This is a genomic window from Pseudomonadota bacterium (genome assembly GCA_022361155.1).
Taxonomy (GTDB): domain Bacteria; phylum Myxococcota_A; class Polyangia; order Polyangiales; family JAKSBK01; genus JAKSBK01.
In genome coordinates, this window is sequence record JAKSBK010000538.1 from 1 (window position 1) to 13,842 (window position 13,842).

12 protein-coding genes and 1 pseudogene are annotated in these 13,842 nt (G+C 65.1%); 4 read left to right on the forward strand and 9 right to left on the reverse strand.

The genetic code is table 11. The annotated features are described in order from the left end of the window. The 3 genes from MJD61_20035 to MJD61_20045 all read right to left on the reverse strand — a co-directional run. Nucleotides 1–1,252: CDP-alcohol phosphatidyltransferase family protein (locus MJD61_20035; protein ID MCG8557553.1), on the reverse strand; the 1,252-nt coding region annotated here is incomplete at its 3' end. 174 nt (nucleotides 1,253–1,426) lie between these two features. Further along, nucleotides 1,427–2,386: a CDP-alcohol phosphatidyltransferase family protein gene (locus MJD61_20040; GenBank protein MCG8557554.1), complete on the reverse strand. Its 960-nt coding sequence runs from the start codon at nucleotides 2,384–2,386 to the stop codon at nucleotides 1,427–1,429. After that, nucleotides 2,383–3,279, reverse strand: coding sequence for a phosphocholine cytidylyltransferase family protein (locus tag MJD61_20045; protein ID MCG8557555.1), 897 nt, complete (start codon nucleotides 3,277–3,279; stop codon nucleotides 2,383–2,385). Before MJD61_20045 ends, MJD61_20040 begins: the two co-directional genes overlap by 4 nt. 318 nt (nucleotides 3,280–3,597) lie before the next feature. Between MJD61_20045 and MJD61_20050 the strand changes: the two genes are divergently transcribed. After that, nucleotides 3,598–5,409: a hypothetical protein gene (locus tag MJD61_20050; protein ID MCG8557556.1), complete on the forward strand. Its 1,812-nt coding sequence runs from the start codon at nucleotides 3,598–3,600 to the stop codon at nucleotides 5,407–5,409. Nucleotides 5,410–5,418: 9 nt separating this feature from the next. Here MJD61_20050 and MJD61_20055 read toward each other — a convergent pair. Then, a pseudogene (locus MJD61_20055) lies at nucleotides 5,419–5,604 on the reverse strand (NAD-dependent deacetylase). A gap of 3 nt (nucleotides 5,605–5,607) precedes the next feature. Beyond that, nucleotides 5,608–7,611 (reverse strand): alpha,alpha-trehalase, encoded by a 2,004-nt coding sequence (locus tag MJD61_20060; GenBank protein MCG8557557.1) that lies wholly within the window; start codon nucleotides 7,609–7,611, stop codon nucleotides 5,608–5,610. A 231-nt stretch (nucleotides 7,612–7,842) separates the two neighbouring features. On the opposite strand from MJD61_20060, the gene MJD61_20065 reads away from it, so the two are divergent. After that, the gene (locus MJD61_20065; protein ID MCG8557558.1) at nucleotides 7,843–8,391 is read left to right on the forward strand and encodes an outer membrane beta-barrel protein; all 549 of its coding nucleotides are present in this window, start codon (nucleotides 7,843–7,845) and stop codon (nucleotides 8,389–8,391) included. Between the two features lie 156 nt (nucleotides 8,392–8,547). Here MJD61_20065 and cobS read toward each other — a convergent pair whose 3' ends face one another. The 3 genes from cobS to MJD61_20080 form a co-directional block, all read right to left on the reverse strand. After that, nucleotides 8,548–9,294: an adenosylcobinamide-GDP ribazoletransferase gene (cobS, locus tag MJD61_20070; GenBank protein MCG8557559.1), complete on the reverse strand. Its 747-nt coding sequence runs from the start codon at nucleotides 9,292–9,294 to the stop codon at nucleotides 8,548–8,550. 129 nt (nucleotides 9,295–9,423) lie between these two features. Then, on the reverse strand, nucleotides 9,424–9,978 hold the full coding sequence (cobU, locus tag MJD61_20075) for a bifunctional adenosylcobinamide kinase/adenosylcobinamide-phosphate guanylyltransferase (GenBank protein MCG8557560.1): 555 nt from the start codon (nucleotides 9,976–9,978) through the stop codon (nucleotides 9,424–9,426). Between the two features lie 122 nt (nucleotides 9,979–10,100). Then, nucleotides 10,101–10,799 (reverse strand): protein-L-isoaspartate(D-aspartate) O-methyltransferase, encoded by a 699-nt coding sequence (locus MJD61_20080; protein MCG8557561.1) that lies wholly within the window; start codon nucleotides 10,797–10,799, stop codon nucleotides 10,101–10,103. 273 nt (nucleotides 10,800–11,072) lie between these two features. Here MJD61_20080 and MJD61_20085 point away from each other — a divergent pair, with 273 nt between their 5' ends. Together MJD61_20085 and MJD61_20090 are read left to right on the forward strand one after the other, a co-directional pair. After that, complete coding sequence (locus MJD61_20085) at nucleotides 11,073–12,272, forward strand: SprT-like domain-containing protein (protein MCG8557562.1); 1,200 nt, start codon at nucleotides 11,073–11,075, stop codon at nucleotides 12,270–12,272. Beyond that, nucleotides 12,269–13,384: a DNA adenine methylase gene (locus MJD61_20090; protein ID MCG8557563.1), complete on the forward strand. Its 1,116-nt coding sequence runs from the start codon at nucleotides 12,269–12,271 to the stop codon at nucleotides 13,382–13,384. Before MJD61_20085 ends, MJD61_20090 begins: the two co-directional genes overlap by 4 nt. A gap of 26 nt (nucleotides 13,385–13,410) precedes the next feature. Here MJD61_20090 and MJD61_20095 read toward each other — a convergent pair. Continuing rightward, the coding region (locus tag MJD61_20095; protein ID MCG8557564.1) for an ABC transporter substrate-binding protein at nucleotides 13,411–13,842 on the reverse strand (432 nt) is incomplete at its 5' end.

The following is a 13,842-nucleotide window of genomic DNA, read 5'->3' on the forward strand; positions in this document are numbered from 1 at the left end:
AGGCGCCGGCCCGGCTTGCGCGACGCCTTGCCCGGAGCAGCCGGCTGGCTGCGAGCAGGGAAGCGCACGCGTAGGAAAACACGCTGAGGCCGCCCAGAAAGACCACGACGAGCATGTGGTGCGCCGCGCCCGCCAACGCGAGCAGGAAGGTGAGCATCACGAAGGAGTCGCGCCGCAGCAGGGTACGGCCGAGCCTCGTGAGCCCTACGACCAGCCCGCTGGCGCCCTGCGCGGGGCGCGTGACCAGCAGCACGTCGCCTCGTTTCAGGCGGTACAGGTGGGTGTACAGGTAGACGAGGTAGAGCGACCAGAGCCCAAGCCCAGCAACACCGGCAAGCGCTGATTGGGCCTCGCCGCCACGCCAGCTCGCCCACGCCAGCGCGCCAAAGAAACAGAAGTTCGCGAGGTTGTCCCCTACCGAGTCAAGGAGCTCACCCAGCCGGCTGTGCGCCCATTTGACGCGCGCCAGCTCCCCGTCGATTCCATCCACGATAGAGTTCAACTGGAACACCGCCGCGCCCGCCAGAATCCAGGCATAACCGCCTTGTGCCGCGAGCGCTCCGGCCGCAAGCCCGAGCCCGATGCACAGCAGCGAGATATGGTTCGGCGTGATCCGCGTGTCGACCAGCCTACGGCTGATCCAAAGGCTGATGTGCCGATTGAGGTTGCGCGACACGAGACCGTCCACAGGTTTGCGGCAGGCGGCCCAGAGCTTGTCGGCAGCAAGCCGAGCGCTGGCCGCATCGCCAACCGGTATGACTGACCAACCCGACCCCGTCGCTACCTCTTGCCGAGGGATCCTCGCATCCGTGACAGCCCGTTCGACCTCGGTAAGCGAGCCGGCACCACGGCGCAAGACTTCACGGAGAGTCTCGGCACGCAGGCGATAAGCGCCCAGCGCGCGGCCCGAAGCGTCGACCAGCGAGCTGACCTCCCTTACGTGCGGCGCGGCAAGCAGGGCCACGGCCTCGGGATGGTAGACCGCATGAGCGCACAGCAGCAGGACGTCCTCATCGGCGTGAGAATCGTGCGTAACAGAAGCGGACGCCGGCAGCTCGTCGAGCGACACGACCGGGCAATCCGGGAGCTCGCTAACCAGCGCGCCCCTGAGCTCGGCCGCGCGCGTTGGAGAAGGGCACACAAAAAAGACGCGCTGCGCTCCAGCGGAGCGCGCCACGCGCTCGTTGCGTGCAGCCAGGCTCAGCCCGGCGACCCGGCGCAAAGGGTCGGCGTCGGGCCCTATCCACAACACAGCCTGCATCTCAGGCCCCGGCCGTGCCCTCGGCTAAGGACCCGCCACACAATAACCTGTGCAGATCGCAGAGGACCGGGCGTCGCTGACAAGGCGCGACGACGAGGAATACTGCGGGTATTTCGAGGAGGAGCAACACAGCCAGCGGCGTTTGGAGCCTGCGAGGTGGGCAGGTTATTTTGTGGCGGGTCCTAACCCTTGCTCTGCACGTTTCCACGAAACGACCGCGACGATCAGCATCGCGTTCATTGCACCGTTGATCACGATGTGGCCAAGCCACCACGGGGCCATCGGCTGCCAAGCCGACAACAGAATGGCCACGTACATCACGGTCAAGTTGCTGCCAAGCCCCAACCACCTCATCAGAGCCATGGGCCGGGCGAGCGCACGCCGGTAAGCGGCCGCATCGACGTCCGGCCTCCGCAAGGTGCCGGCCTCCGGGGAGCCGACAATCGTCTCGTACAGCCGGTGCAAGCGCCCGGCCAGGCGCACAAAGCCACCCCGGGCACCCGCGGCGGTAGGTTCGCCCCGATGCGGCGAGCGGACCTGCGTAGTGACATTGCGCGTATAGCGCTCCTTGTACTGGTCATAGAACGCACAGTGCACAACGATGCTGACCAGAACGAGCACGGCCAGCGGCCACGCCCATCCACCCCCCCCGAGGTAGGTCACGCTCGTGCGAGCGAGCGCATACCAGATTGATACGCCGACCACGAGATCGATGAATCCATCCAGCAGCATGCCAAACCGGCTGCCTCCACCGCGAAGCCGGGCCAGCATGCCATCAGCGCAGTCGAGCACGACGGAGAGAAACAACAACAGCGCCCCCAGCACGGCGAACCCGGGTCCGCCCTCGATCACGTGATAGCAGGAGGCAGCCGCGCCGAGGCCCAGCGCCCCCGATAGAAGCGTTATGTGATTCGGGGAGATCGGCAGGCTCAGATGTTCCAGCGGCCGGATGAGCGCAAAGGCCAGCGGCCGGTGCAGGTAGCGGTTGACCGGTTCCTCGACGGCCAGCTCCTTCAGGGATTTTCGAAGTGTCCACGACGATACAGACCGCCCCGCAGACTGGAGCGATGGGCCCACAGACTTCAGCGATCGAGAAGCGTAGTGCGTGGATTCGCAGCTCTTCATGGACCCGCCCTTGCATGAGCGAGGTCGCCACCGGCGCTGCGCGTCAAAACCCGCCCGGAAGCCAGCCGCCGGGCTCGAGCGAGATCGGTGTGGTCATCGACCTCGACCCAGCAGCGGGCCGGGACATCAACCAGGTGCGCCACCATCCCCTGCTGCAGCAGCTGGTCGAGCGCCGCTTCATAGAAAGCGCCGGCGTTGCCTTCACGCGCGAGCTCGAGCACCCGGCTGAGGAAGCATGCTCCGCTTGACGTGTCGAAGGAGTAGACCCCAATCGACTCGCCTGCAGCATGCTCCAACGCGAGCTGCTTGCTGACTCGGCGCACGCGACCCTCCGTGTCGACGCTGACTTTCATGGCCTCTGCGTCCAAGCGCACGCGTCGATCGACGGCGATGGTCAGCCCGACCCGCAGCGGCCCGCCCGATGCGACAAAGCGCGGGGTCAGCGCGCGGTCGAAAACTTCAGGACGGGCCCACAGGTCACCGTTGACGAGCACGAAAGGCGCCCCTGCCAGCTCCCGGGCAGCCCGAGCCACCGAGTGGAGCGTGTTTGTAGCGGCGAAGTCTTCGTTGACCACCCAGCGAATGCGCATCGAGTCGAATCGCCATGACTCGACGGCCGCCTGAATCAGCTCTCGCCGGTGACCCACGACCAGCACGCACTGCCGGATGCCCGCACGCTTGAGGCCATCGAGAATGCCCCAAAGCAATGGTACGCCGCGAACCTCTATCAGGCCCTTGGGCCGCTCGCTGGTCATGGGCAGAAGGCGGCGCCCCACGCCTGCCGCGAGCACGAGGGCCCTACGCTCGGCTCCCGCCGAGCGCAGGGCCGTGCCGATTTCAGCCGCCGTGCCGATTTCAGTCGCTGTGCTGGTCCAATGTGACGACGAACCCATGAGTCGGTCCCGAAATCCGCCGGCTCAGCTGCCTGCGGTGCCAGGTTGTAGGCTGGCACGAAGCAGAAAGCACGCCAAAAAACGCTGGGCGTTCTGGGGGCTCCGAGACTACTCGATCCCTGCCACCCAAGCGAGGCACCGGTGCCTCGCCGGGGCCGCAGTCCGAGCATCGTGCTGCCTCGCGCTTCGCAGGCTGATTGCGCACGAGCTCGAGCAACGTGGCAGCGGATTCACAGGTGTGGCTACAGCGACCCACCTCGCAGTCGGAGCGAGCCCCCTGGCCGACGCTCTGGTAGAGCACTACCTTGCGCAGCTGAAATGGCCGCAATGCTCCGGGCTCGCCTCAACCGATTCGTTCACGAAGCGTTTGTGGCAGCCCTGACGCTCTTCTTGCTGCTGCTGCCTTTGGCGCCGCTGCATCAGCTCAATACGCGGCACCACAACGTGAGCCGCGTCGTGGACCATTCGAGGCTGGAGTTCGAGCTGGGTGAGGGCTCAAACCTGAAACCCGGACGCGAGCTAGGGATCTACCGCTTCAACCCGGGTTGGCGCGCGCCCATCGGACGTGCCGTGCTGGAGCGGATCGAAAGCGGCAAGGCGGTCGCGCGCTACGACGCCGCCGGGTTCAGCTGGCCCATGGGCATCCAGGGCAGCGTGGTCGAGCTGCGAGGCGGTTTTGCCCGGATCGACATCGGCGACCAGAACGGGCTCCGGGAACGAACGGAGCTGAACGTCTATCGCGCCCGTACCTGGGTGGGCCGCCTGCGCGTCAGGCGCGTACGCACGCATGATGCAGATTGCGTCATCGAGCGGCGCACTCACGCCGATCTGCTCGGAGCAACCGTCTCACCCTACACGATTCCCACCCAGGTCGCGTATCTGAACGCCCCGTGGGTCCTGGGCCTCGAGTACGCGGTACTGGTCCTGTTCGGGCTCTTCGTGCTGGGGCGGCTGTGGCAGCGGGACCGTTACGCCAGGATCGCCCAGATGATCCGGGGCCTGCTCGCCAGGCTGCGCAAGGCCCAGCTTCTCATTCACGTCGTGATAGGACCTCCCGCCATCTACGTGCTGGTCAGCGTTTCCCTTCTGGCGGTCGCCCATGTCGGCGCGCAGCTCGCTCAGGTGCTGGCCGGGACATCGATGGCGCCCCCGCTCGCATCGCTGTGGAACACCCTGTCCGCTCCCTCGCTGAGGCTGCCCGCCAGCTTGCTGGTCGGAACCCTGTACTATCTTGTCCTGCTGCGCAAGCGTCGGTCTCCCCTGGGGCTGCTCTGGCAGCGTCTGCGTTATCGGCCGCCGACCTACCGCTGGTTTCCGTGGCACCAAGTACGCAGCTACCCCTGGCTCGATCGATTCGTGCTCAACTGGGTCCTGCAGCTGCTGCTCGCCTATGCCTTCGCGCATACGCTCTGGGGCTTCTTGGCCAGCAACCTCGCGGCCATGGGCGACCTCGGTTGGCGTGACCTGGGTCTCGATTTTCACGACCCCGCCGCGTTTCTACCTTCCCTCGGCGCGATGCTGGCGAGCACGCCGGATTACAAGTCGAGCGAGGCGCTCTTCGGCATCGTTCGATTGGCGCTGTTCTCGGTCACCATCGTGGGCTGCATCGTAGGCTACGGTCACAGCATCGTTTCGATCCTGTGGACCAAGAGTATCCGCAACGTCGATTTCACACTCCTTGGCTGGATCACCAACGGGGTCTGCTATGGACCGCTGCTCGGGACGGCCCTGTGGCGCTTTGTCTACCCTGCTTTCGGATCAGAGCCAGGAATCACGGAAGGACCGCTCTACCACGCGATCTTTGCGGCAGACTTGTTCCTCAATTTGCTCTACACGCTGTCCATCTGGAATCTGGGTACGATGTTCGGAGTGATGGTCGACAAGGGCGTGCGCCGCTCCGCTTTCTTCAGTGTGGTGAGACACCCCAACTATACGCTGGAGGCCGCCATGTTCTACGTTAGTTTCCTGCCCGATATGACCAAGCCCGCCCACTACCTATCGGGGCTCACCTACTTCATTACTTACTGGATACGCTCGGAACGTGAAGACATGTTCATGACTGCCTCCAATCCCGAGTACGCGCAGTACAAGAAGGCCGTTCCCTGGAAATTCGTACCTGGGATTTACTGAAGTTTCAGGCTAGAGATGCGAAGCCAGCGCCGGCAGCACTGCGCCCGCGCGTCCCGCCACGCGTACGCGCGCCAGGGAGCCGGCACGCGTGGATCCCAGATTGACGATAGCGACGGGGACGCCCCGGCGCGCCGCCTTGCGCACGAAGCGTAGGCCCGACCACACAGCAAGCGACGAGCCAACGACCAACACAGCAGTCTATCTGAACAGCCACTCGGGCGGCGTCAGCCGGTCGAGGTGCTCGCGTAGATGCGCTGGCAATCGTGAGAGACCGACCTGATAGGACGCGTTCATCCAGCCGAAGCCTTCGCGAGTGATGTAAGCGAATTCGGTGCCTACGTTGCCGTATTCGGCAAAAACCTTGTGGGAGCGTTGGAGAACGTCGAACTTCTCAGGCACCGTGCCGTTGTAGTCGACCGCATTGCGGGTGATGGTGTACAGCCACCTGTAGATGAGCCTATCGGCGGTGCCCTGCATTCCTGATTCGCGAAGTCCCTCCCAGATGAGCATCTGATGCGGGGGCCAACCGTAGGGGAAATCCCACTGGCGCGGCGGGCGCGCGTCCGACAATGCGCCGCGTGAGGCCCGGGCGGAAGCGGCGACTCCGCCCGGCATCTCCAGCGCCTCGAGCGCCCTTGCCGCAAGACGCGCGCTATCCTGCGGGCTCAGAATGCGCGTCTCGGGATCATCGCGGTGCCAGGCCCAGAGCGGATAGAGCGTGGTTGCGCTCACGTAGTCGTGACGGCCGCCCTGCTTGGTATCGTAGTCGAAGAATAGACCGCGCTCGGAGTCCCATAGATACCGCAACATGAGCGAGCGCCGAACGCGCGCTCTTTCGTACCAGTCCCGGCTCCGTTCCAACCCCTTGGGCCCCTTGATCTGGCCACCGAAGTGGTCTTTGAGGGCTCGCGCGATGTCGAGCTCCGTGCGGTGAAGCAGCGCGTTGAGATCAACCGTGACGAAATCGGCGCACCGGTCGCCGTCCCGCTGCCAACGGTAGGTCGTGTCGTGACCCGATTCGCGCACACAGCGGTCGTGTACGAAGAAACGGTCGAGCTCCGGTATGCGCAGCTCGCCGGACTCATAACGTCGAGCCAGATCACGCACCGATAGCCCGCGCACCGCAGCATGCGACCGGTAGATGGCGTCGAAGTGTCCCGGCTCGACTTCCGGCGGCGGACCGAGCCCAGCCCCGTGGTACCGGCTCAGGCCGAGCTCGGTCAATCGTGGCTTCCGGGTCCAGACGTTCCTGTACTCCGCGATTGCCGCCAGCAGGGCTCGCTTCAGCCAGGCACGTGCCTGGCGTTCGGGATCGCTGGCTCCGAGCCGCTCGAACACCGCAAGCGCCATGGGAGCAAGAAAGGGCGGCTGGGACCGCGTCAGGTAGTAAGTGCGGTTGGCGTTGAGGATCTTGCCGTAGTGACTGACCTGGTAAACGAAGTTATCGACCATGGCCCTGGCGAGCTCGACACGATCGTCCACCAGCAGCCCCAGCACCTCGAAGTAGCTGTCCCAACCGTACATCTCGTTGAAGCGCCCGCCCGGCACGACAAAGGGCAGGCCGTGCAGCTTGCCGTCGCTGCCCCGAGCCAGTCCCAGCGACAGCAGGCCATGACGCAAGCCCAACCCGCGAACGTAGCCAGGAGTGACTTCGCGCGGCAGGCGCACAACGCTTAGCTTCAAGTCGGCTCGTCGATCGGCGATTCCCTGGAAGTAGGCATACGCGCGCTCGTCCTGGAACGGAACGTACAGGTAATGCCTGCCACCCTGCGGCAGCTTATCGTCGTGCAGAATGCCCGCCAGCCCCGCTTCGTCGATGCGGCGCGTCAGCCCGTCCCAATAGCGCTGACGTATGAGGCGTGAAATGCGTTTCACCGGCGCCTCGAACACCAGCGCGGGATCGAGCTGCCCGATTGAGCATGCTGCGTCGCACGCGCTCTGGGCTCGCAAAGGAGAGTCCCGCCCCGAGCACCGGCAGCCGGTTCGCGCTGAGAGCCGCGATCGTGCCAGCGTCAGCTCCTGCAGCAGATTGGACAAGTAGTAGGTGCCCGCTATTTCGAAGCCTTGACCCGCCGCGGAAAGCAGTAAGAACCGCCGACCCGCAGCGCCTTGCTCGTGCACGACGTCCTGCACCGTGATGCGCTTGTCGCCATCCGTATCGTGCTCGTCAAGCAGGCGTCTGAGATTGGCTGCGACATCCACTGCGATCGACCGCTTGGGCCACCACAGAGGCGCGCCCGCTTTCGCTGGGTTCGGCAGCGGACTCACTGCGGCCACGCTTGGGCGCCCCGCGTAGCGCCCGCAAGCGGCTGCCAGCGCCAAGAGCGCACAACAGCAGGCCGCCTTCCACGCCCTTGTCGTATATGCAGCCCGACGACCCGCAAGCATGAGTCCGATATGCCCTATTGTGCGGCCTTTTGATAGTCTGGCGTCATGCGCGCCACACTGGTTGCGCTGACGGCACTGGCTCTCGGACAGCGGGCTTGGGCCCAGTCCCATCCCGGAGGATTCTCCGCCAGCGCTGAGGCAGGTATTGTCGTTCCCGTGGGTTCCGAAGGCGAGACAGCCGGAACAGGGTTCTTCGTGGCTCCGCGCCTGGCGTACGAGCTGAGCTCCGGGATCGCTCCGACCCTCGGCCTCAGCTACTCGCGCTGGGGCTCGACTTACGGCCCGCGCTGGGAGCTTTCGGCATTGCCCGGCGTTCGCTGGAACATCGGCACGAGATCCTCCGTGCGCGCGCGCCTGAGGCCATGGATTCAGGGGAGTGTCGGCTGGGGGCAGCTTGACAACCACAACAACCGCGGCCGTGGTCGTGTCGATAGCGGCCCGCGGTTTGAAGCCGGCTTCGGCATCGAGTATGCGATCAGCCGCTACCTGCGGATTGCTGGCGAGCTGATGCTCAACCGCCTTCAGGGCGGTGGCGAGCTAGACTTCAACACCACCTGGTTCAGTGCCGGCGTGGCCCTGACCTACGCACCTTAGGCGTCGGGTCAAAATAACATCGGCACTTCGATTTTCGATCCATCCCGTCCAGCGGTGTTGCGCCGCCTTCGAATACAGGGAGTATTCGCGCGACAGCGCGCCTTGCTGGCCCGACGCCTCAAAGCCGACATGGCAATGTTATTTTGACCCGACGCCTTAGAAAGCGCGGACGCAGGCGGCCAGCAGAAACGCCGTTTCCGCCAACTCGATGACGGCGCCGTAGACATCACCGGTCAGCCCGCGCAGCCTCCGCGCTGCGAACGTGGCGAAGCCAGCTGCCAGGGTCGCCGCGATAGCGACCGGGAGCAGCAGCGCAGGGCTCCCGGCGAGGTACAGCATCAGGCCACATGCTGCCGTTGCGACGGCCAGCTCGAGCCAGCCAACGTACTGTTGAAAGGGCTTGCCGAGACCGTCTGCGCGGGCGTAGGGGAACGCCATTGCCAGAGGTACGATGCACCAGCGTGCCAGGGCCGGTGCCGCGACCAGAGCGGTCAGTCGCTGGGCGTGCGCGAGCTCGCAAACGGCAAGCACCTTCAGCGACAGGACAAGCACGAGCGCCGTGGCTCCGTGGGCCCCGATGTGAGGATCACGCATGACCTCGAGCGCGCGTGCCGGCTCCCCACGCGCAGCACCCAAACCGTCAAAGGTGTCGGCAACTCCATCGAGGTGCAGCCCCCGCGTGAGGACGGCCAACGTGGTGACGAGCAGCGCGCCGATGAGCGCTGGCCAGAGCCGTCCCTGCAGCAGCCACGCGAGCGCGTATGCGCTGCCCCCAAGTCCAGCGCCGATCAGGGGGAAAAACGCCATGGAACGAGCCAGTTCTTGGTCACTGACGCGAGCCACGCGCACGGGCACTCCGGTGAGAAAGCCGACAGCGAGCAGTAGTGATCGCAATGCGGTCATGGTCGGCGACGGCCAGGCTCGAGTCGAGCAATTCTGCTCCGCTCGAGCCTGGCGGGTGCGTCCGTAGACTCCAATGTCGAGTCAGGCACAGCGGCCCTGAAACCTGAATCGGGTTTCCAAACCGCCGCACTACGCCGTGTTCGAGTCCATGACCCGCAACGGCCCAGGTCGCAAGCGCAGTACAACACCCAAGGCCGCGAAGTAGAGCTCGTCCGCAGCCGCCGCCAACCGCTGGTGAGCCCTTCCCGCGAGGTCCCGAAACTGGCGGCCCAAGGACGTCTCGGGTACCACGCCCATGCCGACTTCGTTACTCACGAGCAGCAGATCGGCGGGATAAGACGCCAGCGTCTCGGACAGGGCCTCGACACCGGCCTGAATCTGGGATTCAGCCATGCCTGCCATGAGCAGGTTCGAAAGCCAAAAGGTCACACAATCGACCACGACCACGTCGTAGCTCGTTAGCCGTTCGAGCGCTGGAATGAGCTCCCTGGGCGCCTCGATGGTGTCAAAGCCTGTGCCACGCTCGCGCCGGTGATCCCGGATGCGGGCCTTCATCTCGTCGTCGCCGGGCTCGGCCGTGGCCACGAATGCTCGGCGGGGGCCGAGATCACGGGCCAGCGCCAATGCAAATCGGCTCTTGCCCGAACGCGCGCCTCCTCCGATCAAGATGTGCCGAGCGCGCATGGGTCACGTAGCTGCGGACCGATCGGTCGGCCAAGGCGTCGGGTCAACGGATCGAAATCGAAGTGGCGATGTTATTCTGACCCGACGCCTAACTCGGGCAGGGCGGGCCTTGGTGGCGCAGCTCATTTCCGCTTCTGGGCCTCACCCACCATCGGGACGAAGCGCACGGGCAGCACTTCATGGCGGCGGAATCCCTCCTTGGTGCGGGTCACTACAATGAGCTGCTGAAACCCCTCCCCCACCGGTGCAACCAGTCGTCCCCCCACCCGCAGCTGCTGCTTGAGCGGCTCCGGCAACCGCGGCGGCGCGGCCGTGAGCATCACGGCATCAAAAGGAGCCTCCGAGGGCCAGCCCGCGTACCCATCGCCGTGCCGCACCTTGACCTTGTGGCCGAGCCTCTCCAGCAAGGCGGACGCACGCTTGGCGAGTGCCTGCACGATCTCTATACTGTAGACGTGGACGCCAAGCTCGGCGAGCACGGCCGCCTGATAGCCCGAGCCGGTGCCGATCTCGAGCACCTTGTCGCCTGGCTTGACGCGGGCTAGCTGCGTCATCAGCCCGACGATGTACGGCTGGCTGATGGTCTGCTCGTGCCCGATGGGGAGCGGTTGATCGGAATAGGCCAGCGACCGGTAACGCTCGGGCACGAAAAGGTGCCGGGGTACACGCCGCATGGCCGCGAGCACGCGCTTGTCCCGCACATCGCGGGCACCGATCTGCCGCGAAACCATATCGAGCCGCTTGAGACGGTATGCCTTATCACCCTCCCGCTCGCCGTTGGCCCGAGTGCACGCCAGCAGCGCGGCCAGCACCGAAAGCACCGCAAGTGACCGGCCAGCGTTCGTGACCGGCCTCGCCTTCCGCGCGCGAATACTCCCTGTATTCGAAGGCGGCGCAACACCGCCGGACGGGATGGATCGAAATCGAAGTGGCGATGCTGTCTCGACCCGACGCCTTGGGGCTCGTGGCAACATGGCCCTGTACATACCCGCACGGCCTGGAAGCGCCAGCCGGCCGTGCCGCCGCCCGCGCCTTTACGCACGTCGAAGCCCAGCCTGAGGCTTCCGCTTCCGGCGCTCTCTGAACGGAACCGCATGGCCGATCCGCTCCAAGAGCCGCGCGCTTCGCTGGTCACGCGGCCGGTCGAGTGTGGTAGCGTCAGCGCCATGCAGACAGCGCCCTCGCGGCCCGTTGCTCGCGAAGTCTTGCGCGCCCAACTGGAGCAAGCCGCCTTGCGTGCCCTGCAGCGGGAGTACGCAGCCCTCAACTACGGCCTCTTTCGCGATCGGCTCCGGCCGCCGGTGCTCGCCTTGAGCAACTCGCTCGGCACGTTGGGACGCTGGGTCGCCGGGGACCGCCGTCTGGAGTTTTCGCGCGATCTGCTGGCCACGCAGCCATGGCCCGCGGTCGTCGAAGTGCTCAAGCACGAGATGGCGCATCAATACGTGCACGAGCACCTCGGCATCCGCGATGAAACGTCTCACGGACCACGCTTCCGCGAGGTTTGTTCGAAGCGTGGCATCGATTCCCGCGCCGCCGGAATCCCGGACATCCCGGACCAGCCGAACGCTCAGACGCGCGGCTCGCGGGACGCGCGGGGAAGGCGCACCCTCGAACGCGTATCCAAGCTGCTCGCGCTCGCACAAAGCCCGAACGAGCACGAAGCCCATGCAGCGATGCAGGCCGCCCGGCAGCTGATGCTGAAGCAAAACCTGGAAGCCGTGAAGAGCCACGAAGAGCTGCCCTACGGCGTTCGCCACATCGGACGACCGACGGGACGCGTTAGCCAAGCGGAGCGGATCCTGGCTGCCATCCTCTCGGATCATTTCTTCGTAGAAGTGATTTGGATCCCGGTCTGGCGAGTGCTCGAGGCCAAGCGCGGCAGCGTGCTCGAAGTTTGCGGGACCGAGCCAAACCTGGAGCTGGCGGTGTATGTCCACGGGTTTCTGACCCACACCGCGCAGCGGCTGTGGCTCCGGCATCGCACTATCGACGGCGCACCCCAGCGGGACAGGCTCGCCTACCTTGCGGGCGTGATGCGGGGCTTCAAGGACAAGCTCGAGCAACAATCGGCCGCCAGCAAGAACACAGACCTGGTCTGGCTGGGCGACCAGGAGCTCACCCGGTTCCTCAGAAGGCGCCATCCGCACATGCGCTGGGAGCGCCGCAGCAGTCGCGCAGCCGCCGAAGCCTACGGCCACGGGAAGCGGGCCGGCAAGGGCATCGTTCTGCAGCGCGCCGTCCGCGCCGATAGCTCCGCCTCGGGCGGGGGCCTGCTGCCCAAGCCACGATGATCAAATACATCGGCTCGAAGCGCACCTTGCTCGGGTCGCTGGTCGCGATCCTGCACGCCTTCCCGGAGCTCTCGAGCATCGGCGACCTCTTTTCGGGAACGAGCCGCTGCGGACACGCTTTCAAGAAGGCCGGGCTTCGGGTCGTCAGCAACGATCACAACGCCTACGCCCACACCCTGGCGCAGTGTTACGTCGAGGCCGACCTCCAGGAGGTGGAGCGTCCGGCGCGATCGCTCCTCGCAGAGCTCCACAAGCTCCCGGGGGTACCCGGATATTTCACCGAAACTTTCTGCAAGAGGTCGCGCTTCTTTCAGCCCCACAATGGTGAACGCGTCGATGCCATCCGCGAGGCCATCGAGAGCAAGGGGCTCGACCCGCTCCTCAGGAGCGTCCTTCTCACGTCCTTGATGGAAGCGGCCGATCGGGTCGACTCGACCTGCGGTCTACAGATGGCCTACGTCAAGGACTGGGCTCAGCGCTCCCACAACAGGCTCGAGCTGCGCATGCCGGATGTCCTTGCGCCTGCCCGCCACGGCCGCTGCCGGGCCCTTCGCCTCGATGCCAACCTGGCCGCCCGGCAAGTCGACACGGATATCGCGTACATCGACCCGCCCTATAACCAGCACAGCTATCTGTCGAACTATCATATTTGGGAGTCGCTCGTTCTATGGGACAAACCACAGGTCAATGGCGTCGCCTGCAAGCGAGCCGACTGCCGCACCCGCAAGAGCGCCTACAACTCGAAGCGCGGGCACCAAGCAGCTTTTTCCGATCTTGTGGAGACGCTCTCAGCACCCTTGCTCGTTGTTTCGTTCAACAACGAAGGCTACCAGGACCGCGCGAGCGTCGAGGCTATACTGTCCCGGCGCGGAGAAGTCTTCGTCGTCGCCAAGAATTTCAAGCGTTATGTGGGCGCGCAGATCGGCATCCACAATCCTGCTGGTGAGAAGGTCGGGCGTGTGAGCCATCTCCGCAACAAGGAATTCATCTACCTGGTTGCGACTCCGAGCCTCCGGAAGCGAGTTCCCGATGCCCTCGATCGTTTGAGGCGGCTTTGCGAAGCGATCAGCGACGTCCCCACCCCCCCTTCCAGCCCCGATCGATTACCATAGCGGCTAAGGGCCGGCGGAAGACTGATTCACCCGGGCCTGAACGCAAACGAGGCGAACGCGAGCTCGGCCGTGGCGAACCACTCGCGCGATTCGATGCGGTACTTGTTCCACGGCTCGTAGATGCGCCGATAGCTCGGATCCTTGGCTGCATACCCTTCCAGTAAATCACGCGCATGCTTCTCGGCTTCGACCATGACCGAGTCGGGGAAGGGTTGCACCTTGATCTTGTGCTTGCGCAGCCGCGTGAGGGCGGCAGGGTTTCTGGCATCGTATTGGGCCTGCATGCGCAGCCCTGACACCCGGGCTGCGTCGGCGAACATCGCCTGGTACTCGGCCGGAAGCGACTCCCAGACCCGCTTGTTGACTTGGTACGTAAGCGACGGACCAGGCTCCCACCAACCGGGATAGTAGTAGTGCTGCGCTACCTTGAAGAAACCCAGCTTCTCGTCGTCGTAGGG